Origin of the sequence: Oerskovia enterophila (assembly GCF_001692445.1) — a bacterium.
GTDB lineage: Bacteria > Actinomycetota > Actinomycetes > Actinomycetales > Cellulomonadaceae > Oerskovia > Oerskovia enterophila.
Genome location: NZ_MAQA01000064.1, coordinates 1 through 22,510, shown reverse-complemented (window position 1 = coordinate 22,510; position 22,510 = coordinate 1). Strand labels below are relative to the sequence as shown.

At 70.3% G+C, this 22,510-nt stretch carries 17 protein-coding genes and 4 tRNA genes; 7 read left to right on the top strand and 14 right to left on the bottom strand.

What is annotated here, in order from left to right; genetic code table 11:
• Positions 1-557 (bottom strand): dihydrofolate reductase family protein (locus OERS_RS18255; protein ID WP_211268517.1); only part of this gene is annotated, 557 nt, incomplete at its 3' end.
• Positions 558-683: 126 nt separating this feature from the next.
• On the opposite strand from OERS_RS18255, the gene zapE reads away from it, so the two are divergent.
• Positions 684-1,769, top strand: coding sequence for a cell division protein ZapE (zapE, locus tag OERS_RS18250; RefSeq protein ID WP_068627491.1), 1,086 nt, complete (start codon positions 684-686; stop codon positions 1,767-1,769).
• Here the strand turns inward: zapE and OERS_RS18245 are convergent.
• Genes OERS_RS18245 through OERS_RS18230 form a run of 4 tightly spaced genes read right to left on the bottom strand, consistent with a single transcriptional unit; the run spans position 1,747 to position 8,627 of the window.
• Positions 1,747-2,670, bottom strand: a complete 924-nt coding sequence (locus tag OERS_RS18245; RefSeq protein WP_083201601.1) for a polyphosphate kinase 2 family protein — start codon at positions 2,668-2,670, stop codon at positions 1,747-1,749. The genes zapE and OERS_RS18245 overlap by 23 nt on opposite strands.
• A 14-nt stretch (positions 2,671-2,684) precedes the next feature.
• Positions 2,685-4,436, bottom strand: a complete 1,752-nt coding sequence (locus tag OERS_RS18240) for an alpha-amylase family protein (RefSeq protein ID WP_068627488.1) — start codon at positions 4,434-4,436, stop codon at positions 2,685-2,687.
• On the bottom strand, positions 4,433-6,712 hold the full coding sequence (glgX, locus tag OERS_RS18235) for a glycogen debranching protein GlgX (protein WP_068627487.1): 2,280 nt from the start codon (positions 6,710-6,712) through the stop codon (positions 4,433-4,435). Before glgX ends, OERS_RS18240 begins: the two co-directional genes overlap by 4 nt.
• A gap of 55 nt (positions 6,713-6,767) precedes the next feature.
• On the bottom strand, positions 6,768-8,627 hold the full coding sequence (locus OERS_RS18230; RefSeq protein ID WP_068627486.1) for a SulP family inorganic anion transporter: 1,860 nt from the start codon (positions 8,625-8,627) through the stop codon (positions 6,768-6,770).
• Between the two features lie 291 nt (positions 8,628-8,918).
• Here OERS_RS18230 and OERS_RS18225 point away from each other — a divergent pair, with 291 nt between their 5' ends.
• Positions 8,919-9,152 (top strand): hypothetical protein, encoded by a 234-nt coding sequence (locus OERS_RS18225; protein WP_056650073.1) that lies wholly within the window; start codon positions 8,919-8,921, stop codon positions 9,150-9,152.
• A 50-nt stretch (positions 9,153-9,202) separates the two neighbouring features.
• Here OERS_RS18225 and OERS_RS18220 read toward each other — a convergent pair whose 3' ends face one another.
• The 5 genes from OERS_RS18220 to OERS_RS18200 form a co-directional block, all read right to left on the bottom strand.
• Positions 9,203-9,490: a hypothetical protein gene (locus OERS_RS18220; protein WP_322788314.1), complete on the bottom strand. Its 288-nt coding sequence runs from the start codon at positions 9,488-9,490 to the stop codon at positions 9,203-9,205.
• Positions 9,491-9,578: 88 nt separating this feature from the next.
• Positions 9,579-9,902, bottom strand: coding sequence for a DUF2277 domain-containing protein (locus tag OERS_RS18215; RefSeq protein ID WP_068627485.1), 324 nt, complete (start codon positions 9,900-9,902; stop codon positions 9,579-9,581).
• 172 nt (positions 9,903-10,074) lie between these two features.
• Positions 10,075-10,149: transfer RNA gene (locus tag OERS_RS18210), tRNA-Val, on the bottom strand.
• 47 nt (positions 10,150-10,196) lie between these two features.
• A tRNA-Cys gene (locus tag OERS_RS18205) sits at positions 10,197-10,267 on the bottom strand.
• 36 nt (positions 10,268-10,303) lie between these two features.
• Positions 10,304-10,375, bottom strand: a tRNA-Gly gene (locus OERS_RS18200).
• Between the two features lie 250 nt (positions 10,376-10,625).
• On the opposite strand from OERS_RS18200, the gene OERS_RS18195 reads away from it, so the two are divergent.
• The 5 genes from OERS_RS18195 (at position 10,626) to OERS_RS21310 (ending at position 21,202) form a co-directional block, all read left to right on the top strand.
• Positions 10,626-11,840, top strand: a complete 1,215-nt coding sequence (locus OERS_RS18195; protein ID WP_083201600.1) for a chorismate-binding protein — start codon at positions 10,626-10,628, stop codon at positions 11,838-11,840.
• A gap of 4 nt (positions 11,841-11,844) precedes the next feature.
• A complete protein-coding gene (locus tag OERS_RS18190) occupies positions 11,845-12,714 on the top strand; it encodes an aminotransferase class IV (protein ID WP_068627484.1) in 870 nt (289 codons plus the stop codon).
• A gap of 280 nt (positions 12,715-12,994) precedes the next feature.
• Positions 12,995-13,066 (top strand) — tRNA-Val (locus tag OERS_RS18185).
• Between the two features lie 462 nt (positions 13,067-13,528).
• Positions 13,529-20,890 (top strand): RHS repeat domain-containing protein, encoded by a 7,362-nt coding sequence (locus OERS_RS18180; protein ID WP_169834248.1) that lies wholly within the window; start codon positions 13,529-13,531, stop codon positions 20,888-20,890.
• 9 nt (positions 20,891-20,899) lie between these two features.
• A complete protein-coding gene (locus tag OERS_RS21310; protein WP_139107932.1) occupies positions 20,900-21,202 on the top strand; it encodes a hypothetical protein in 303 nt (100 codons plus the stop codon).
• Between the two features lie 138 nt (positions 21,203-21,340).
• Here the strand turns inward: OERS_RS21310 and OERS_RS18175 are convergent, their stop codons facing one another.
• The 4 genes from OERS_RS18175 to OERS_RS21640 all read right to left on the bottom strand — a co-directional run.
• Complete coding sequence (locus tag OERS_RS18175; protein ID WP_068626607.1) at positions 21,341-21,718, bottom strand: hypothetical protein; 378 nt, start codon at positions 21,716-21,718, stop codon at positions 21,341-21,343.
• The gene (locus OERS_RS18170; protein ID WP_068627482.1) at positions 21,715-21,900 is read right to left on the bottom strand and encodes a hypothetical protein; all 186 of its coding nucleotides are present in this window, start codon (positions 21,898-21,900) and stop codon (positions 21,715-21,717) included. The genes OERS_RS18175 and OERS_RS18170 overlap by 4 nt, the downstream gene beginning before the upstream one ends.
• Entirely contained in the window at positions 21,897-22,028 is a 132-nt protein-coding gene (locus OERS_RS22315) for a hypothetical protein (protein ID WP_282956073.1), read from the bottom strand. The genes OERS_RS18170 and OERS_RS22315 overlap by 4 nt, the downstream gene beginning before the upstream one ends.
• 262 nt (positions 22,029-22,290) lie before the next feature.
• Positions 22,291-22,510: hypothetical protein (locus OERS_RS21640; RefSeq protein ID WP_457920625.1), on the bottom strand; the 220-nt coding region annotated here is incomplete at its 5' end.

The window sequence follows — 22,510 nt, the reverse complement described above, 5'->3', positions numbered from 1 at the left end:
TGCCGGCGGACCGCATCCTCGTCGTCGGGCCCGACGACGAGGATGCGGTCCGCCGGCACGCTCGCCCGGGCGATGCCCGCCCCGTGCTCGTCCGTGATGACGAACGGCGGGCGCGCGCCCCCGGCCAGCGACGCGGGCAGGTGGCCGCTGCGCGTGACGACCGCGAGCTCGAGCGGCCCGCGCCCCGCGCGCAGGTGCTCGAGCCCGCGCGGGACGTCGAGCGCGGTATAGCCCTCGGCCCGTGCCGTACCCGCCCCCACGAGCACGACGTCCGCGAGGGCCCGCAGCACCCGGAAGACGCGCCAGTCGGCCGCGTCGTTGATGGTTCCCGAGCGGTGGTCCGGACCCCAGGCGCCGCCGTCGACGCTCGAGACCATGTTCGCGCGCACGTGCAGGCCCGGCGGGGACGCGTAGAACGCCGCGAGCTCCTCCTCGCCGGGCGTGACCTCGAGCCGGGTCCCGGCGAGGTGCCCCGCGCCACCCGGCCCGATCAGCACGTCCAGCGCAGGGAGGGACGGGGCAGGGGGTGATGGGGTGACGTCCGACACAGCGCTCATCCCGCCAGGCTAGTGCGCGTAGGCTGGATCCTCGTGACTGCTGCGCCTCCCGATCTCGCCGGGACCCCGTCGAACTCGTCGAACCCGCCCCGTACCGCCGCCTCGCCCGCACCGGGCACGGCGAGCCTGCCGGGCGCGGGCGCCGAGGGCACGGTGCGCGTGCGGGCGCTCGCAGACATCCGGCCCGTCGTGCCGCCCACGCGGCTGCTCGCGGACCTCGTTCCCCCGCGCCACTTCGCCGACGCGCGCTTCGCGACGTACCGCGCGAACCCGGCCTACCCGAGCCAGGCGTCGACGGTCGCCCGTCTCGAGGAGGTCGGTGCGCAGCTCGCCCCGGGCACGTCCGGCAGGGGCGTGCGCGGCCTGTTCGCCAAGCGCAAGGCCGTGCCTGCGATCTACATGGACGGCGGGTTCGGTGTCGGCAAGACCCACCTGCTGACCTCGCTCGCGCACGCGGTGGGCCCCGACGCGGCCTACGGGACGTTCGTCGAGTACACCAACCTCGTGGGGGCCCTGGGCTTCCAGGCCACGGTCGACGCGCTCGCGACCAAGCGGCTGGTCTGCATCGACGAGTTCGAGCTCGACGACCCGGGCGACACCGTCCTCATGTCCCGGCTCCTGCGCGAGCTCGCGGACCGGGGAGTCGCGCTCGCCGCGACGTCCAACACGCTGCCCGGCTCGCTGGGCGAGGGGCGCTTCGCGGCCGAGGACTTCCTGCGCGAGATCCAGGCCATGGCGGCCCGGTTCGAGGTCATGCGGGTCGACGGCGAGGACTACCGCCACCGCGCGGTCGTGACCGAGACGCAGCCCCTGCCCGCGGAGGTCGTCGCGCAGGTCGCGGCGAGCCACCCGGGCGCGACGCTCGACTCGCTCGACGACGTGCTCGGCCACCTCCGGCACGTGCACCCCAGCAAGTACGGCGCGATGCTCGACGACGTCACGCTCGTCGCGCTCACGGGGGTCCACCCCGTGACCGAGCAGTCGGCCGCGCTGCGGCTCGTGGTGCTCGTCGACCGCCTCTACGACCGCGACGTGCCGGTCCTGCTCGCGGGCGGCCCGGGCGAAGGAGCAGGGAGCGGCGGCGCGGAGGCCGCGATGTTCACCGAGGAGATGCTGCGCGGCGGCTACCGCAAGAAGTACTTCCGGGCACTGTCCCGGCTGGGCTCGCTCGCCGAGGACGGACGCGCCCTCACGCGGACTCCAGCCGCCTGAGCTCGGTCGCGACGTCGAAGTCGGCGGGCGGCCACCCCAGGTCCAGGCGTCGCAGCGCGTCGAGCACGAGCTCGGAGACCGCGAGCCGTGAGAACCACTTGGAGTCGGCCGGCACGACGTGCCACGGGGCGATCTCGGTGTTCGTCCGGTCGATCACGGCCTGGTACGCCTCCTGGTACGCGGGCCACTTCTTGCGTGCGTCGATGTCGCCCGGGTTGTACTTCCAGTGCTTCTCGGGGCGCTCCAGCCGGTCGCGCAGCCGAGCCTTCTGCTCGTCGAGGGACACGAAGAGGGCGACCTTGACGATCGTCGTGCCGCCCGCGACGAGCTCCTGCTCGAACGCGTTGATCTCCTCGTAGCGCGCCTCCCAGACGTCCGGCGGGACCAGCTCGTCGACACGGGCCACCAGGACGTCCTCGTAGTGCGAGCGGTCGAAGACCCCGAGGTACCCGGGGTCCGGCAGCGCGCGGCGGATGCGCCACAGGTAGTCGTGCTCGCGTTCCTCCGTGGTGGGGACCCCGAACGACGTGTGCTGGACGCCCTGCGGGTCCACCAGGCCGATCACGTGCCGCACGATCCCGCCCTTGCCCGACGTGTCCATACCCTGCAGGACGAGCAGGACGGACCGGCTGCCGCCGCTGCGGCCCTCGGCGAACAGGCGTTCCTGGAGGTCGGAGAGCTCGTCGGCGTGCGCGTCGAGCAACCGCTCGGCCTGCTTGCGCCCCTGGGACCACCCGGGGGTCGAGGCGCGGTCGAACGACGCGAGGTCGAACCCGCGTGGTGCGCGCAGCGACTCGACGGGCGGCACGTCCCAGCCGGCGACCTTCTTGGCGCCGGACCGGGCCGCGGTGTCCTCGGGCGCTGATGCGGGTCCGGCCGAGCCGGACGAGTGCTTTCCCATGCGGGTGAGGCTAGTCACCTCGAGGTCAGGACGACAGCCGAACGGCCCGCGACGCGCACGGACGACTCGTCGACGGGGGCCGGTGCGAGGGGCTCGAGATCATGGCGCGCGCTCGCGTGGTCGGGCCGGGAGCGGGCGGCGGTGCCGGCAGTGCCGCGGATGTCGGCGGTGCCGGGACGGTCGGCTGGGTCCACTGCTCGGGGAGGGCCGGGAGCGTCTGCAGGCTCGCTCGGTGACGACCACCGGGCGGCCACGCTCCAGGCGCGACGGGACGAGGGGAGCAGCGCGGTCCGCGGGTGCGGCCCCACGTTGACGACCGTGACGACGTTCCCGCGCTGGACGAGCACGACGCCTCCCGGACCCCGGCGCACGATGAGGACCGCGTCGTCCCGCACGGCGCGGCGCAGGCCCAGGAGCGTGCTGGTCCAGGCGCGCAGGCGGTCGGTCGCGGGCTCCTCGAGGCGGGGGACGAACGCCGAGGCGAGGAGCAGCGCGGTCACGATCGCCTGCCCGTCCTCGTCGACGCGTTCCGTGGACTCGAGGCCGAGCATGATCTGCGCGGCGTCCGGCATGGTCAGGATCCTGCTCAGGGCGTTGAACCACGTGGCGTCACCCTCGCGGGCGCCCGCGACCAGGGCGTGGAACGACCGCTCGAGGCCACGGACCCACAGGGTGCCCAGTCCCCGGCCCCCCTGCTCGGCCGGGACGAGCAGCCGGGGCTCCGCGGTCTCGCACTCGCCCACGAGCCGGACGGGGCGCCCGTGCGCGAGCGACGCGGCGTCCGCCGTCCGCGCGACCTCGACCAGGAGGTGCACGGGCGAGGCGTCGGCGAGGTCCTGGACCCGGGCGATGCGCAGCGCGTCGACGTGGAAGTCGTCGAACCACCGTTCGGCGCTGTCGACGACCCAGTCGTGGACCTCCCTGCTGCCGGCCCGGTCGAGGTTGATCCGGCGCCCTGAGGGCAGGTCTGCCGGCACATCGGCGGCCGGCTCGTCCCGCAGGGGGAGCGAGGGCAGGGGAGAGCCGGGCGTGCGCCGCCGGGTCCGCAGCGGCGCCAGGTAGGGGGCGTAGGCCTCGAGGAAGGCCGCCCCGGGGGCGGCGCGGTGGTAGGCGACCCCGAGCGAGACGCCGATCCCGTGCGCGTGGGCCGCGTCGACGAACCGCTGGAGCGCGCGCGGGCCGCCGATCTCCTCGCACACCGTGTAGAGATGGGGGCACAGCACGCCCGCGACCGACCCGATCGTCCGCAGCTCGACGACCGCGACGCCCAGCGCCGACAACGCGTCGAGTCGCGCGGCGGCTGCATCGAGCGTGCCCTCGGGGGTGAACGTCGTGACGTCGACGTCGAGGACCGCGCCCCGCGCGTCGGGCCCCTGCCACGCCTCGTCGGTCCAGTCGAACGCGGGGTCGAACGAGCGGCTCCAGCCGAGCAGGCCGTGCGGCTGGCGGGGGCTGCGCGGGTCGGGCAGCGGCGGGCCGCCGTCGATCGAGAACCCGTAGTCGGTGCCCGGCGCGAGCTCGTCGTCGGCTCCCCACCAGTTGGGCACGTGCATCCCGATCAGGCGCAGGGGTCGGCGCTCGGGCTCTGCGGCGTCCCCGGGAGCGGCGTCGGTCCCTGCGCCGTCCTCGTCGTGCGGTGCCCTGCGGGGCAGGACGACCTCGATCGTGCGGGCGCGCGGGGCCCAGACGACGGGACGCGGCCCGGGGACGGGGATCATGGGGGCGTCGTCGGGCGGCTTGGCGGTGTTGCGGTAGCGCGAGGTCATCCGGCGTGCGCCTCTCCCTGGGCTCGCACGAGCAGGACCGTGGCGAACGACGAGACCGTGAGGTGGTCGCCCGCGCGGTACGTCAGGGGCTCCGGCTCGGCCCCGTCCGCCGTGCTCACGAGCGTGCGCCACGTCGCACCGTAGGCCGCGACGGGCAGCGTGAAGTCGAGCGCGCGGTCCGAGGCGTTGAGCAGCAGCAGGAACGAGTCGTCGACGATGGGCTCCCCGCGCCGGTCCCGCTCGGGCAGGTCGTCCCCGCCCAGGAACACCATGACGGACTGCGCGTACCCCTGGTTCCAGTCGGTCGAGTCCATGCGGCTGCCCGAGAGGTCGAACCAGTCGATGTCCGGGATCTCGCCGTCGGGCGTGCCCGCGGGGCCCTGGAAGAAGCGACGCCGGTGCAGCAACGGGTGCGCGCGCCGGATCTCGACCATGCGGCGGGCGAAGTCCAGGAGGCTGCTGCGCTCCTCGTCGAGCCCGTCCGCGCCGCCCCAGTCCATCCACGTGATCTCGTTGTCCTGGCAGTACCCGTTGTTGTTGCCGCGCTGGGTGCGGCCGATCTCGTCGCCGTGGGAGAGCATGGGGACGCCCTGGGAGAGCAGGAGCGTCGCGAGGAAGTTGCGGCGCTGACGCGCCCGCAGCGCGCGGACCTCGGGGTCGTCGGTGGGGCCCTCGACGCCGCAGTTCCACGAGCGGTTGTGGTTCTCGCCGTCGGCCCCGCCCTCGCCGTTGGCCTCGTTGTGCTTCTCGTCGTACGACACCAGGTCCGTCAGCGTGAAGCCGTCGTGGGCCGTGACGAAGTTGATCGACGCGATGGGCTTGCGGCCCGAGTGCTCGTACAGGTCCGAGGACCCCGTCAGGCGGCTCGCGAACTCGGGCAGCATGGCGGGCTCCCCGCGCCAGAAGTCGCGCACGGTGTCGCGGTAGCGGCCGTTCCACTCGGTCCACAGGGGAGGGAACCCGCCGACCTGGTAGCCGCCGTCGCCCAGGTCCCAGGGCTCGGCGATGAGCTTGACCTGGGACACGACCGGGTCCTGCTGGACGATGTCGAAGAACGCCGAGAGCCGGTCCACCTCGTGGAACTGGCGCGCGAGCGTCGCGGCGAGGTCGAAGCGGAACCCGTCGACGTGCATCTCGGTGACCCAGTACCGCAGCGAGTCCATGATGAGCTGGAGCACGTGGGGCGAGCGCATGAGCAGCGAGTTGCCCGTGCCCGTCGTGTCGAAGTAGTGGGCCTCGTCGCCGTCGACGAGCCGGTAGTACGCGGCGTTGTCGATCCCGCGGAACGACAGCGTGGGACCCAGGTGGTTGCCCTCTGCCGTGTGGTTGTAGACCACGTCGAGGATCACCTCGATGTCGGCCTCGTGGAGCGCCTTGACCATGGCCTTGAACTCCATGACCTGCTGCCCGCGCGTGCCGTACGCGGTGTAGCCGTTGTGGGGCGCGAAGAAGCCGATGGTGTTGTAGCCCCAGTAGTTCGACAGACCCTTGGCGACCAGGCTCGGGTCGTTGACGAACTGGTGCACCGGCATGAGCTCGACGGCCGTGACGCCCAGGGCGCGCAGGTGCTCGACCACGGCCGGGTGGGCCATGCCCGCGTACGTCCCGCGCAGCTCGTCGGGCACGTCGGGGTGGAGCATGGTCATGCCCCGCACGTGGGCCTCGTAGATGACCGAGTCGTGGTAGTCGTGCTGGGGCGGGCGGTCGTGGCCCCAGTCGAAGAAGGGGTTGACCACGACCGAGAGCATGGTGTGCCCGAGCGAGTCCTCGGTGTTGCTCGGCGAGGACGGGGCCGGGGGCTCCCCGGAGGACTCGTGCTGCTCGTCGTCGGTGCCGTCGGGCGAGCTGCCCTCGGACCCGCCGGCGACCGCCCCGAGGGCGCCGCCCGTCGCGGCCTGCACGGCCGGCGTCTCACCGAACCGGTAGGAGAACAGGGACTCGTCGCCGTCGACCTGCCCGTCGATCGCCTTGGCGTACGGGTCGACCAGGAGCTTCGCAGGGTTGCACCGGTGGCCTGCGGCCGGGTCGTACAGGCCGTGCACCCGGTAGCCGTAGCGCACGCCCGGGCCCAGGCCCGGCAGGTAGACGTGCCACACGTGGGCGTCGACGTCCTCGAGCAGGACGCGCGTCTCGCGGGGGCGACCCTCCTCGTCGAGGTCGTCGCCGATCAGGCACAGCTCGACCTTCTCGGCGACCTCCGAGAAGAGGGCGAAGTTCGTCCCCGTCCCGTCGAACGTCGCGCCCAACGGATACGGTCGGCCCGGCCAGGTCTGCATGGGTCGACCCTTTCATCCCGGGCGCCCGTTGTCGCCCACGGCGCGCCCCCGAGGTTCAGGACGGGGCGCTCGCGGAGGGGGTGCCAGGGCCGTCCGGAGGCACGTCGGCGCCCGACGACGTCGCGCGCCCCGGGGTCGTCGTCTCCGGGGGGTGGGGTGCGCGCCCCGCGACCTCCACCGCGTCGATCGTGCTCACGACCCTGCCCTGGGCCTCGAGCTCGCGGAACCAGTCCGAGGCGCGCAGCCGCGGCTCGAGCACCGGCGCGACCCCGGTGAGGAACAGTCGGCAGCCGTTCTCGGCCAGCTCGTCGTCGAGGTCCTCGAGCTCGTCGACGACCGTCGAGGACACCCAGTCCATGGCGCTCACCTCGAGCACGACGGTTCGGGCGCTCGCGGCCCGGACGAGCTGTGCCGTGCGCTCGACCGTGGGACGCACGTTGGCCGTGTAGAGCATGCCGCGGAGCCGGAGCACGAGGAGGCCCGTGCTCGTGTCTGTGGGGCCCGGGTCGCTCGTGGGGTTCGTGGTGCCGGCGGCGTGCGAGACGCCGCCGCCCGCCGTCGGGGCGTCGTGCTGCAACGGCTCGTCCGGCGCGGGCTCCCACCCGCCGGGGCCGTGCCGCAGGACCTCGACCTGGGGGCGGTCGAGGTCGCGCAGCACGATGAAGAGCGTCATGAGCACGCCCGCGGCCACACCCGCGAGGAGCCCGGAGAGGAGCCCGACGAGCGTGGTCGCGACGGCGATCCACAGCTCGGACATGTCGAAGCGGGTCAGGGCCCGGAACTCGCGCACGTCCACGAGTCCGAGCGTGGCCACGAGCACGACCGCGCCGAGGGTCGCCTCGGGCATGTGGTCGAGCACGGGGGCGAGGAAGAGGGCCACGAGGACCGCGAGCAGCGCGGTCACGACGCTCACGACCTGGCTCCGGGCACCGGCACGCTGGGCGACCGCGGACTGGGAGAAGCCGCCCGCGGCAGGGATGACGGCCGTGAACCCGCCGACGAGGCTGGCCGCCCCGACGGCGAGCAGCTCCTGGTCGGGGTCGATGCGCGGGTCCTTGCGGTTGCGGACCTCGCGGGCGACCGCGACGGACTCGAGGAAGGCCATGATGGCGATGGCAGCGGCCGCGGGCAGCAGGTGGGGCACGTCGCCGAGCCGGGGGAGGACGATCGCGGGCAGACCGGCAGGGATCGGGGAGACGAGGCTCACGCCGCGGTCGGTGATGCCGCCGAACGTCGCGGCGAGGATGCCGCCCGTCACGACGATCAGGGGGGCGGGGAGCCGGGGCCAGACCCTGCTGACGAGGACGAGCACCGCGAGCGAGGCGACCGAGAGGAGCACGGTCGTCCCGTTGACGTCCGAGAACGCGCGGAATGCCGCGCGGAGCTCGGGGACGAACCCGTGCCCGTGCAGCGTCTCGCGCGCGCCGAGGAGCTTGGGGACCTGCCCGACCGCGACGGTCAGGCCGACGCTCGCCTTGATGCCCGTGAGCGTCGCGTGGCTGATGTTCTGCACGAGCGAGCCCAGCCGCAGGACGCGGGCGACGAGCAGCATGGCCCCGACCAGGACCGTGAGGGTCGCGAGGGCCCGGATCCGCGCCTCGGAGTCGCCACCGCCGCTGACGGTCGAGAGGCCGACGAGGGACGTCGCGACGAGGGTCGCGATGGTCGAGGTGGTCGACATGCTCAGCGCGCGCGATCCGCCGAGGGCCGCGTAGACGACCATCGGGAGCATGCACGTGTAGAGCCCGTACTGGACGGGCAGGTCGGCGATCGTCGCGTACGCCATGGCCTGGGGGACCACGACGGCGCCGGCCGTGAGGCCGGCGAGCACGTCGGTGCGCAGCGACGCGATGCGGTAGCCGTGCAGGGTGGGGAAGAGGCCCCAGGGGGCCCGGGGAGACGCCGGGGCAGCCATGGCCCGAGTATCGCCCGGGGGGAGCGCGAGCGCGCCTCGGGGCACGACGACGGAGCGGCACCCCGGACCCGGATGCGCTGTGCGGTAGCGGAGAGCCACGAGGAGACGGATGCCGGCATCCGGATGAATCGTCACTCCGATGCAGAAATAGTGTGCCAAGCGCGGATCTCGTCCCGATCGCTCCCGGCTGCGACTCACCGACCAGCCGTGACGGGTGATCTCGCCGCCGCAGCTCTGTCCTGGTCGGCGCGGAGCCGTGCGTGGGGCCGTGGGACCTGCTAGACCAGGGGTATGAGCAGCACGAGCGAGGACCGCGCCCTTGACGCGGTCGACCTGAACGAGAGTGACGTCTCGTCCGCACGCATCTCCCCGCGTTCCCGGCTGACCCTGGAACAGGAGGCAGAGGCCGACGTCCGCGAGGGCGGGGACGCCTCCAAGGCTCCGCAGTCGCTCGCCGACGAGGAGCGGCGGGCCACCGACGGGATGTCGAGCGGGCGGTCGTGGGACGACCCGGACGAGCTCTGACGGGCTTCTGACGGCACGTCGGACCGTGAGTCGGTCGTGCCGGTCGACTGTTAGCCGAGCGTCGGCAGCCGGTCCTGGTCCACGGCGACGAGTCGCGGCATGCCGGCAGGCGCGACCTTGCTCAGCGCGACGTAGCGCGCCTCGGCCCGGTGCAGCCGGATGTGCTCGTCGAGCGACCAGTCCGGCCCGTTGGTGAGCTGCATGCCGCACGAGCAGTCGATCGTCACCCGGCCGTCGGCGACCCGTCGGACATGGCCGATCGTGACGTGCGAGGTGCGGGCCTCGGCCTTGGCGCGGCGCATCGAGGCGCTGACGGGTTCGTTGGCGGGGGAGTCCACCCGACGAGCCTAGACGCTCGCGCGGGACGTGAGGTGAACGAGGGCGTCGCGCACGAGGTTCCCTGGGCCGGTGCGCCGTGGACCGGCCTCAGTGCTCGTGGACGAGGCCCAGCTCGTGCGCTCGTTCGTGCGCGGCCTCGGCGGCCTCGCGTGCAGCGATCCTGGCCCGGACCTCGGCCCGGCGCAGCGGGGGGACCGTGCTCGGTGGCTGACGGCGCTCGGGCAGCTCGGCGAGCAGCCGTGTGACGGTCGCGGCGATCTCGGCGACGGCCGTGTCGATGGGCGCACGGGTCGCTGCGCTGACGCTCTGGACCCCGGCGACCTTGCGGACGAACTGCAAGGCCGCCGCCTGGATCTCCTCGTCGGTGGCGGGTGGTTCGAGCCCTCGCAGGGCGGTGATGTTGCGGCACATGCTCCCGACGCTACGTGCGACCCGCCACCGCGACAAGGGACGGGTCGCGTCGCACGCGATCCCTCGAACGGCTCGGCGTGAGTCGAGAAGTACTCGTCGTCGTGCTCGGCGAGCTCCGGGGCCCGAGGGGGGGTATGACAAAAGGCCGTCCCGGGTGGGACGGCCTTCGTGGTGGTGGGCGATACTGGGATCGAACCAGTGACCTCTTCCGTGTCAGGGAAGCGCGCTACCGCTGCGCCAATCGCCCAGGGCTGTTCTGCGAGAGAACAGCACAAGGGATACTGCCTTGCTGAGAGGTGGAGATGGGATTCGAACCCACGTGCACGGCTTTGCAGGCCGCTGCCTCGCCTCTCGGCCACTCCACCAGGGACTCGAACCCGACAAGTCCGAAGACTTGTCCGAGCGGACGACGGGATTCGAACCCGCGACCCTCACCTTGGCAAGGTGATGCTCTACCACTGAGCCACGTCCGCACTGCCGAACCTCGCCCGGATCTCTCCGGCGTTTTTCGGCGCGTCACAGACTTTAGTAGACGAGAGCGCTGGGCGTCCAACCGGACCAGGGCCCGCACGCGGCTCGGTAGCGTTGTGGGGTGCCAGCACTCCGAACCAGATTCCCCAGGACCCGCGCCGTTCCGCGGTTTCCTGACGCTCCGTCGGCTCGGATCGAGGTGGCGGAATGAGGCGCGGGTCACGCTCTCGAGCGGCGCAGGGTGTCTCGGAGATGCCCGACGCGCAGCGCTCTGACCTGCGCGGGGACGGACTTGACCCCGCGCTGGGCGGACCTGGCGTGGCGCCGGCGGCCGGTCCCGAGGGGAACGAGGACTCCGATGCGAGGGGGTTCGCGTCGTTCGCCGGTCGCCAGGCTCTCGGGGCCGTCGAGTGCATCGACCTCGCGGTCGACGCCGCCCGTCTCGCCGAAGGGCTGTGGTTCGTCGTCGCCGACTTCGAGGACCCGGCGCACGGGGGGCGCGCGCGGGCATGGCGCTTCGCCGACCACGAGGCACGCGACCACGGGGCGACCGGAGACGACCTGACGGCGCGCGTGGCGCCGTCGGGCCGGGAGAGCGCGTGGCGCGGGCCGCACCCCGACACCTGGCGCAGCTCGCTGTCCCGCGACGAGTACCAGGCCGCCGTGGCGGCCGTCCGCCACGCGGTGCACGAGGGGGACGTCTACCAGGCCAACATCTGCCGCGTGCTGGCCGCCCCCCTGCCCGCGGGCGACCGCGAGCCCGACGCGCGGGCGCTCGCCCGGATCTTCGCCGCGGGCAACCCCGCCCCCTACGCGGGCGCGATCCACGTGCCCGCGGCGAGCGGGATCGAACCCGTGTGGGTCGTGACGGCCTCGCCCGAGCTGTACCTGCGGCTCGAGGGCGGCGTGCTGTCGTCGGGCCCCATCAAGGGGACCGCAGCCACCGCGGACGGGCTGCGCGAGAAGGACCGCACCGAGAACGTCATGATCACCGACCTCGTGCGCAACGACCTGCAACGCGTGAGCGCACCCGGCTCGGTCGAGGTCACCGACCTGCTCGCGGTCGAGGCGCACCCAGGCCTCGTGCACCTGGTCTCGCGCGTGCAGGGGCGTGTGCAGGTCGCCCAGGACGCCCCTGGTGGTCTGTGGGGACAGGTGCTCGAGGCCACGTTCCCGCCCGCCTCGGTGTCGGGGGCGCCCAAGTCCTCGGCGCTGCGGATCATCTCCGAGCTCGAGCGCGGCCCGCGCGGTCCCTACTGCGGGGCGGTCGGCTGGGTCGACGGCGACACGAGCGAGGCCGAGCTGGCCGTCGGCATCCGGACGTTCTGGTGGGCCGACGACGAGCTGAGGTTCGGGACCGGGGCAGGCATCACGTGGGGCAGCGACCCCGTCGAGGAGTGGGAGGAGACCGAGCTCAAGGCCGCGCGGCTCGTCGCGCTCGCCTCGGGCGAGGCTGCGGCAGACTGAGGTCATGTCGATCGTCGTGTGGGTGGATGGGTCCTTCGTCGAGCCGCGGGAGCGGGCGCTGAGCGCGCTCGACCACGGGGTGACCGTGGGGGACGGGATCTTCGAGACGTGCGCCGTGTACGGCGGGCAGGCGTTCGCGCTGACCCGCCACCTGCGGCGACTGGGCCGGTCCGCGGCCGGCATGGGCCTGCCCGCGCCGGACGAGGCGCGCATCCGCGACGGCGTCGCGCAGGTCCTGGCCGCCGCAGGGGAGAGCGCGGGGCGCCTGCGCATCACGGTCACGGGCGGGTTCGGGCCCATGGGGTCGGGGCGTGAGGACGGCGAGGAGACCATCGTGATCGCCGCGGGCCCCGCGTCGCCCGGCCCGACCTCGCGGGCCGTGCGCTCGCCCTGGGTGCGCAACGAGCGCTCGGCCGTCGCCGGGCTCAAGACGACCTCGTACGCCGAGAACGTGGTCGCGCTCGCCGACGCGGTCGCGCGCGGGGGAGACGAGGCGATCCTCGCCAACACCGTGGGCGAGCTGTGCGAGGGCACGGGGGCCAACGTGCTCGTCGAGGTCGGCGGTGAGCTCCTGACGCCCCCGCTGTCGTCGGGCTGCCTCGCGGGCATCACGCGCGAGCTCCTCCTCGAGTGGGCCGCGGAGGACGGGCTACCCGTCCGCGAGGCCGAGCTCCCGTTCTCGGTCCTCGACCGGGTCGTGGCTCCAGGGCCCGACGACGGAGCCTCCTCCGGCGTGGGCCTCGCCCTCGCGGGGAGCGTGCGCAACATCCAGCCCGTGGTCGCGCTCGACGGCGTCGCGGTTCGAGCCGGCGAGCTGTCGCTCGCGGCGCGTGAGCTGTTCGACCGCCGGCGACGGGAGCGCATGGACCCGTGACGGGGTCGTGAGCGCGATGCTGGGGTGAGGTCACGCGGTGCGTGCACGCCGGCGGGCGGCCTGCCGGAGGTCGGCTGCCCGCCGGCTCCGGGCTCGCCCGCGCACCGTGAGACGCTGCTGAGCCCCGGAAACAGGCCGTTGCGAGACCGGCGGCGTTACGCTGGGGGAGTCCCGTGAGGTCGGGCTGTGAGGCCGGTCCGGAGGCCAGTTCGCGATCTGGGTCGAAATACGGCTAATATCTTCCAGGACGCACGGCCCGACCGAGAGGTTGAGTCGCAGCGGGCGATTGGCGCAGTGGTAGCGCGCTTCGTTCACACCGAAGAGGTCACTGGTTCGAACCCAGTATCGCCCACAGTGTTTGTGCAGGTCAGGGGCCGTTTCCCGTACATCGGGGAACGGCCCCTGACTCGTTTCTACACCAACCGGTGCCGCTGCCGGCCCCGTTGGGTGCGCCGAAGAGGGCGCGGAGGCGTGATGGCCCACCCTGCATTGACGGGGGTAGTCCGATGTGGATCGCGAGCTGTGTTTCTCAGGCGCGGGCCCGTTCGCCCGGATCGCGAGGGTGTCGATGAGCATCTCCAGAATGAGGTGGCCCCGACGGCCTTGTGACGTGTCTGCTCAAGGTTCATCGGCCGCACAGTCTGTGACGTGGCTCACGTCTGGATGTGTGGGCTGAAAGTTGTCTGGGAGTGCTAGTTTCCAGTCACCATCGTGGGCTGTGAGCGTGCTGTGAGCCAGGTTGGGGCCCGCCCGGAGGGGGTGTGGGTTCTGATGTGCCGCTGGCAGGGTTGCTGGTGGCCGCACAGTTGGAGCGGTGGCCGTGGCCATTCTTGTCTCGTTCTCTGGTGTTCCTGGTGCTTGGCGATCTGGTGTCGCGACGGTCGCGGCGACGGTGGCCCTCGCGGTGGGTTCCGTGGGGCTTTCGGCTTTGCCGGCTCAGGGTGAAGTGCTTGCTTCTGCGGCTACGGCACCTGCTACACCCGCCGTGCCCGAGCCCGAGCGGACAGAGGCCGGGTATTTGTCGGCGCCTGATCTGGTCAGTGCGCGGGCGATCGCTCGGTTGGAGGATGAGCTGGTCGAGGTGATCGGCGAGCGCACCGAGTCGTCCTCGACGTACGTGATGCCGAACGGGAACGGGGTGACGCAGTCTGGCTCGGGGCCGGTGTGGGTTCCTCGTGGTGGTGACGGGTCCAAGGTTGAGGACTGGGCTGCGGTCGATCTGACGCTGGTTGCGGCGGAGGATGGTTCGGTGCGCCCGGTGGCGCAAGTTGCTGATCTGGTTCTCGCGGGGGAGACCGCCGCGGGAACCAAGCCGGTGGCGCTAGCGAGCGTGACCGATCCCGAGACCGGTGTGCGGTCCTCGCTCGAGTGGACCGGCGATCTGCCGGTGCCAGTGCTGGAGGGGAACCGGGCCACCTATGAGGCGGTTGAGCCCGGGGTCGACCTGGTGGTCGAGGCGACCTCGACTGGGTTCCAACAGTTCTTGGTGGCGAGCGACAAGGCTGCTGCTGCCCGCGCGATCGAACTGCCTCTCACGGTGACGACCGAGGGTGCGGAGCTCGCGGCAACGGCTGACGGTGGCCTGGAGATGAGAGTTCCGTCCGGCGAGGTTGTGGCACTTTCTGCTACGCCGCAGGCATGGGATGCGACGGTCGATGGGGCGCTTGACAAGCCGGTGCTGGAGGCACCAGAGGCTGATGTCGACCGCACTGCGCGGCTGGCGCCTCTTCCCGAGCTCAAAGTGCTGGAGGTGAAGAAGGCGTCGCAGGACCCGAAGGCACCCGCGGTGGACGAGGTTCCTGCGCCGTCACGGTCGCAGGCGCCGCCGACAGACCTTGAGGCCGACCCCCTCGCGCAGGCGATCACGCTTGAGCAAAGTGTTGACGTGATCGAGCCAACTAAGGCCCAGGTGTCTCTTGATGGTGTTCAGGCGATGCTGGATGACCCGGCGACGACGTACCCCGTCGTCATCGATCCCTCGATTGTTCTCGCGATGGGGTTCGACACCTACATTCAGTCTGACTCGTCGGTCGATGCTTCCGGGCGTTACTACATGCACCTGGGGACGTACAACGGGGGAGCGGTCAAGGCGCAGTCGTTCGCGACGTTCCCCACGGCGGCGATCGCTGGCAAGGATGTCTTGTGGGCTGATCTGGAGCTTTTCAACTTCCACTCGTACTCGTGCGAGGCGCGACCATGGCAGGTGTGGCATGTCGGGGCGGTGAACACCGCGACGCGATGGACGTCACCGCCGGGGTGGATCTCGCATCAGGCGACGTCCTGGCAGACGGCTGGTGGTGGTGGGTGCGCTGGTGCGTTCGTATATGCGGACGTGTCGGGCATCATGGGGTGGACCGCGACCAACGGACACGGCAACTTGACGCTGGGTTTCCGGGCGGAGAACGAGAACGACACCTACGCGTGGAAGAAGTTCTACCAGGCTGACAACGGCGCGTGGGTGCCCACGGTGACCGTTGCGTGGAACGATCCGCCGAACACCCCCTCGGGGTTGAAGGTCTCTCCTGGGCCGGGGACGAGCGGGGCGTGGACGGTGTCGAAGACGCCGACGCTGTCGGCAACGATCTCGGACCCGGACGGCAACAAGGTCCACGGCATGTTCGAGGTCGCCACAATTCCAGGAACGGTCATCCACTCCCAGAACGTGCTGTACCTCGCCAGTGGCTCGGTTGCGCAGATCACTGTCCCTGCGGGGAAGTTGGCAGAAGGGACGGCGTACAAGTTCCGGGTCAAGTCGAGTGATGACCGGCGTGAAGGTCCTTGGTCTGGATGGCACGAGTTCGGCATCGACAGCCTCGCACCCGCGTCACCGCTGGTGACCTCGCTCGACTACCCCGCAGACAACAAGTGGCACAAGGACGCGAACTCCTCTGGGAACTTCACGTTCACCATGCCATCGCCTGACGCGACGGTCACTGGCTACCGGTGGGGCCTGAACAAGGCACCGGTGACAACGCTGCCGACGACCAGCGGCGCTGCGGCAACGGTGGCGGTCGTCCCCGACAAGGTGGGCCGGCACACCTTGCAGGTGCAGGCAGTCGATCGGTCTGGTCAGCTCTCTGGCCAGATCACGAAGTACACCTTCTACGTCGGCAAGGCCGGGATCCTCACTCCCGAGGACGGTTCGCGGATCGCGCGCCGTGCACGGATCGAAGTCGGGTGGAACGGCGTGAGCCCGGAGACCGCGTACACCCACATCAAGTATGAATGGCGGCGCGGTCCCGATTCCGGCGCAGGAATCGCGATCGACCCGGGGGCCCTGACCAGCTCGACGGGTGCCCCTTTGGCATTCGCATCTGGGTGGACATCGCTACCTGCCGTGGGCAAGTACGTGAACTGGGACGCGATGATGAGCGCCGGGTTCGACGGAGGCCCTGTCCAGGTCCGCGCAATCCTCGCCACGAGCTCGGCGGGTGGCAACCCGACCGAGACCCAGTGGGTCACGTTGACGATCGACAAGGACGCCGACGGCGCCGCCGCCGACTCGATCGGCCCAGGCTCTGTCAACTTGCTGACCGGTGACTACTCGTTGTCAGTGACCGACGCCGAGGAGTTCGGCCTGTCGATGGTCCGATCCACGAGCTCGCGCGACACCGACTCCGGCTACCAACTCCAGACAGACCGGCTGAGCGCCACCCAGCAAGATGGATCGACCCTTGCAGGTATCAACGATGCAACGGCGTCGGTGACCGTCGACACGAGCCGGTACCACGCGGGCGGATCCTCGTTCAAGGTCATGCCAACGTTGCAGACCACAGCGACCTATGCCCATGTCGGTGGGGGCGAGGGCGCGATCCGGCTTGGGTTTGTTCCTGGCCAGACCTATCGCATCTCGGGCTGGATCTACGTACCGGCCGCCTCGGGCCTGTCTCCCGCCTACCCCCAGGGGAACGCGATCAGCTTTACCTCGAAGACGAGCAGCGGATACTCCGATCCGGTTGCGACAGGTCAGATCACCCCAAGGCCCACGAAGGTCGACACCTGGCAGCAGGTTTCGGTCGATGTCACCGTTCCTGCCGGCGCTACGGAAGCCTTCATCCGGTTGTTCAATGGGAACGCGGGCGGTTCGAACAAGCCGGTCTACTTCGACGACCTGTCGGTGCGTCAGATCTGGGCTCCGTTCGGTAAGGAGTGGGCCACTGGGACGGTGGACGGGTATGCGGGGACGGCGTACACGAAGATCGCCACACCGTACGACGATGTCGCGGCGGTTCACCTGACGGGTGGGGGAGAGGTCTGGTTCACCAAGGGCAACGGTGAGCAGTGGTTCCCCGAGCCAGGGGCCGAAGACCTCAGGCTCGAGAAGGTTTCGGCCAGCCAGTGGAAGCTGAGCGAGATCGACGGCACGGTCACGTTGTTCACCAGGCCCGGCACAACGGGAGACTTCCCTGTCCTGACGTCTGCTCCACCCGCTGCAACGGGCCAGTCACGGCATGTCTACAAGCCGACCAACGGAGTCGAGCGGTTGACGCGGATCATCGCGCCGATCGAGCCGGGCGTGGACGGGTGGGTGAACCTGACCTCCGGCAACCTAGAGGCCTGCACGAGCACGACCCCGGCGCGTGGGTGTGAGGTCATGGACCTGGACTACGCCACGTCCACCACCGCGACTGCTGCGGTTGCCGGCGACTTCGCCGGGCAGGTCAAGGGGGCGTCGGTGTGGACGTGGAACGGCACCGCCGTGGTCAAGGTCCCGATCACCGCATACAAGTACAACGTGAAGGGCCAGCTCGTCGAGGCCCGTGACCCGCGCATCGAAGCCGCGGGAGCCCCTGCACTCGTCACCAAGTACGCCTACGACACCGCTGGACGCCTGACGACGGTCACCGCCCCTGGTGAGGAGCCCTACTCGTTCACCTACGGTCCTGGTGGTGCGTCCAAGACGGGGTCCGGTGACCTCATTGACGCGGGTCCTGGCCGGTTGTTGTCGGTCACGCGCGCGTCGCTGACGCCGGGCACCAAGGATCAGCTCGGCCCCGACAACACGACCACGGTCGTGTACAACGTGCCGTTGACCCGCGCCAAGGGCGGCCCCTACGACCTGAACGCTGCCGCGCTGGCGACGTGGGCGCAGTCCGACGGCCCCAGCGACGCCACGGCGGTTTTCGGCCCGCAGGACGTCCCGGCGGTCACGACCGCGACAGACACCGTCCCCGGGAAGGACGGCTACAAGCCCGCGACGGTGCACTACCTGAACTCCTCGGGGCGCGAGGTCAACACCGCGAGCCCAGCCGGGAAGAACGCACCGGCCGAGGGCTTCATCGACACGGCCGAGTACGACCGCTTCGGCAACACCGTGCGCACCCTGGACGCGACCAACCGCCTCCTGGCGCTGCGCAAGCTCCCGAACGCCGCGGCCATGCTCACGGACTGGGGGCTGGACAACAAGACCAGCCTGGAGCTCTCCACCCTGCTCGACGCTCGTTCGACCTACAGCCCTGACGGGCTCGACGTCCTGACCGAGACGGGTCCGGTCCAGCGGCTCGCGGTCGCGAACGATCCGAACAACGTGCGCCTGCTGCGCCCCCGCACGCTCAACCTCTACGACGAGGGCAACCCGGAGGGGGCTGCCGCGCACCTGATCACCACGAGCACGAGCGCGGGCATCGACCCGTTCGCCACTGTTGCTGATGTACTGATCGACCCGATCGTCACCAAGAACGAGTACACGCCGATCGACGGCAAACCAGCACTGGACGCGACGTCGGGGTGGGTACACAAGCAGGCCACCAGGATCACGGTCGACGCCGGACAGCCCACCGCTCTGTCCTCGGTCGTCCTGTACGACGCGCGCGGCCGTGCGATCGAGTCCCGCAAGCCCGGCTCGACGGGCAACGATGCTGCGACCGTGAAGTCGATCTTCTACTCTGCGGGGACCGAGGCTCCCGACGCACGGTGCCAGAACAAGCCGGAGTGGGCGGGGCAACCGTGCCTGACCTTCGCCGGGGGACCGGTCACCGGGCACGACCCGGCCCGCATGTCGGCGGATCTGACGGTCAAGCGCACCGAGGCCTACAACGGGTTCGGGTCCCCGACGGTGATCAGCGAGAGCACCGGTGCTGGTGCTGGCCTGGTCACGCGGACCACGACCACTACCTACGACGCAGCCGACCGAGTCACCGGGGTACAGATCGCGGGTAACACCGCGGCAGCCGGTGCCACGATCGCCAAGACGACCACGACGTATGACGGGCCGACGGGCGACGTCGTCAAGAACGCCTCGGTCAACGCTTCGGGTGCCGAGACCGCGAGCGTGGTCAAGGAGTACGACCGCCTCGGGCGCCTGATCAAGTACACCGACGCCAACGGCGGGTGGACGAAGTCCGAGTACGACCGGTACGGGCAACCCACCAAGGTCACTGACTCCATCGGGACCACCCGGTCCTACGAGTATGACCGGGCCGCTGACCCGCGTGGGTACGTCACCAAGCTCACCGACTCGGTCGCCGGAACCATCACACCGACGTGGGGTGCCGACGGTCAGCTAGAGTCCCAGGCCCTGCCCGGCGGGGTCACCCTCACCATGACTTACGACACCGCACTGGTCCCAGTCGCCCGCAGCTACACCCGCACCAGCGACGGAACGGTGATCGCAGCGGACTCGGTCGTTGAGAACCACCGCGGCCAATGGATCACCCACACCACTCCCACCAGCATCCGCAACTACTCCTACGACCGCCTGGGGCGCCTGACCTCGGTCAACGACACGTCCGGTGCGACCAACCAGTGCACGACCCGCACCTACGGGTTCGACAACCACACCAACCGCACCTCCTTCACCACGGCGACCGCCACGGCCGGTGGTGCATGCCCCGGGACCACCGGCGCCACCACGATCACCTCCACCTACGACACCGCAGACCGCCTGGTCTCCACCACCGAGCCCGGCGGCAACACCTGGGCCTACGACCAGCTCGGGCGCATCACCACGATGCCCACCGAGAACGGCACCAAGACCGCGACCACGTCCTACTTCGTCAACGACCTCGTCGCGACCCAGGAAGTCCCCGGGACCAAGCGCACCCAGTGGGGCCTGGACCCCCTCATGCGCTTCGACACCCAAGACACCTTCGAATGGGTCAACAACGCCTGGGCCAACTCCACTGAGACCGTCAACCACTACGACGGCGACAGCGACGAACCCTCCTGGATCGTCAACGACGCGACCCTGCCAGACAACCTCACCCGATACGTCGAAGGCATGGACGGCGCACTGGCCGTCCAGACCGGCAAGACCGGCGAGCGCGTCCTGCAACTCGTCGACCTCCACGGCGACATCACCGCCACCCTCCCCATCGCTGACGGCGCCACCGCGGCCACCTTCACCGAGCTGCGCTTCACATCCTTCGACGAGTTCGGCATCCCCCAACCCATGACCAGCGGGGCGACGAGCAACGCCCCACCCGCCCGCTACGGATGGCTCGGCGCCGCGCAACGCAACGCCGACACCCCCACCGGCGTCATCCTCATGGGCGTCCGCCTCTACCACCCCGCCACCGGCCGATTCCTGTCCGTCGACCCAGTCCCAGGTGGCTCCGCCAACAACTACGACTACTGCAACGCCGACCCCATCAACTGCACCGACCTCGGTGGCACTTGGACATGGAACGGTCTCGCTAAGAAGATCGCTGTTGTCGGAGAGATTGCCTCGATAATTCCGGGCCCCATCGGAGCGGCGGCGGCGGGTATTTCCGCCGTCGCCTACGCCGCCTCTGGCAATAAGGGCAAGGCGCTAATGATGGCAGGAACTATCGTTGCGTCTGCCGTAGGTGCTGGCCTGGCCATCGGCGCTGTGAAGGCCGTGCGGATTGCAAAGGCAGCGGCGCCCGCGGTTAAAGAAATGATCGCAGTTTCCAAATCGAATCGGGCGCTATTCTCAGAGTCCAAGAAGTGGGCAAGTATATATAGATCAAAGGCCTTTGGGGCGAAGAGTCGTCTGTTTGGTGACTATCAGACTGGCAACGGCGCTAAAGCGGGATCGTGGAACCGTGGAAGGGTTCAGGTCGGATGGTCAGGCGTGAGGGTTGCTCGAATTGCCGGGCTGTCAAAGAAGAAGGCGAGTGTTGCTCGAACGGTCTTCCGCATTGCAATTAAGAATAAGGAAGGTAAGACCAAAGTTCACCTGGACCTCGGTTATGGTCCATTTCGGCAGAGGTGAGGAGGCCTAGTGGACTTTTCGGACGAGTTGTCGCTTATTCCTGGAGTGGAATCCGTGTGGGTTACGGTTGACGATGGGGATGAAACGTTGACTGTCGACTTTGACGACGACCCATCGGGAGAGCGGTCGATGGACATTTGGCGCATCGTGGGCGGCCGGCTTGCCCGTGTGCTGATTTCGGACGTCAGCATTCGGGTTAACAATGACGAACTGCTTCAGATCGTTCAGGCGGTAGCCGCTGGAAATTACCGAACGGAGGCCGGGTGTCTTCATGTGCGCCTTCCAGACGGCGCAATGCAAAGCTATTGTTGAGGAGACAGGAGAGCCCTGCGAGCGGTTCATGCTTCTGAGAGTTCTAGTGTCAGAGATCTCGGCCAGGACCGGCCGTTGTGGCCAGGCCGGTGTACCTGCCTGCTGCAGCATGGGGCCGTACCTGGTTGTTGACGGGGGTCAGGCGAGCAGGCGGGCGACGATCGCGCGCCGGGTGCTGAGCGCGGGCACCCCGCTGGCGGTGAACAAGGTGACGCCGAGCTCGGTCTGCATCGCGGACCAGAACAGGACGCCGGTGTCCAGGACGTCGGTGGAGGTCCACCGGTTCGTGGTGGGGAAGAGCCCGGCCAGGGTGCGGACCATGCGCGAGCCCCAGCCGCGCACCCCGGTCGCGTTGATGATCTCCACGACGTGCGGTGCGGTGCCCGCGTCGTCGAACAGCAGCCAGGCGCCGTCGTCACCAGCCGGGGTCAGGCGCCAGCGATCACCGCTGGGCCCGCCGACGAACCGCAGGCTCAGGCCCTCGGCCTCGGCCGCAGCCTTGGCACCGGCGATCACCGCAGCTGCTCGCGGATCTCGCGGCGGGCGTTGGAGCGGCGGGCGTTGGAGCGGCGGGTGCCCTTGCGCGGGCCCGGGACGTGCGGGGAGGCCGCGGAGGACGAACGGAGCCCGTGCATCGCTCGGGCCAGGTCCGGGTTGGCGACCGGGGCGTGCGACCCGGCCTTGCGGCGCGCGATCACAGGCCACTGTCCTCGGCGATCACCACGGAGTAGGCCATGCCCAGGTCGTGGGTTGCCCCGCTCAGCGAGTTCGACGCGTAGACGGTGCCCGGCAGGTCGACGTTCGCGAACCGGCGCAGCTCGCTCATGGCAAGGTCGGGGGCGTCGCCCGGGCGCAGGTGCCAGGTCCACCTCGGCCAGGACCATGTCGGCCAGGTTCAGGGCGAGCTCGCGCTCCTCGGCCAGGTACGCCCACGCCTCGGCTGCCGTGTCGAAGACGGCAGGGGACTGGTCGCCGTCGGGCAGGTAGCCGGGGGCGTTGATGGTGGCGATGAACATGGCTGGCTCCAAGGTCGGTCCGTGCTGACACCCACCTCGTGGGGCGCGCGGGCAGGAAGGTCCCCGTGGGGGTCAGGCGCGCGCGATGACCCGGGCCAGGTCCGGCGGGGTCCAGTCGGCAGGCTTGAGGATCTTGTTGTCGCCCGCGCGCAGGATCGGGAGCCCGTCGGGGCCGAGCTTGGCCATGTTCGTGCGGTGCACCTCGACCAGCGCCTCCTCCAGGGGCAGGTGCGCCTCGATCGCCCACCCGTGCTCGACGACGACCAGGTCCGCCAGGGCGTCCAGGATCTCC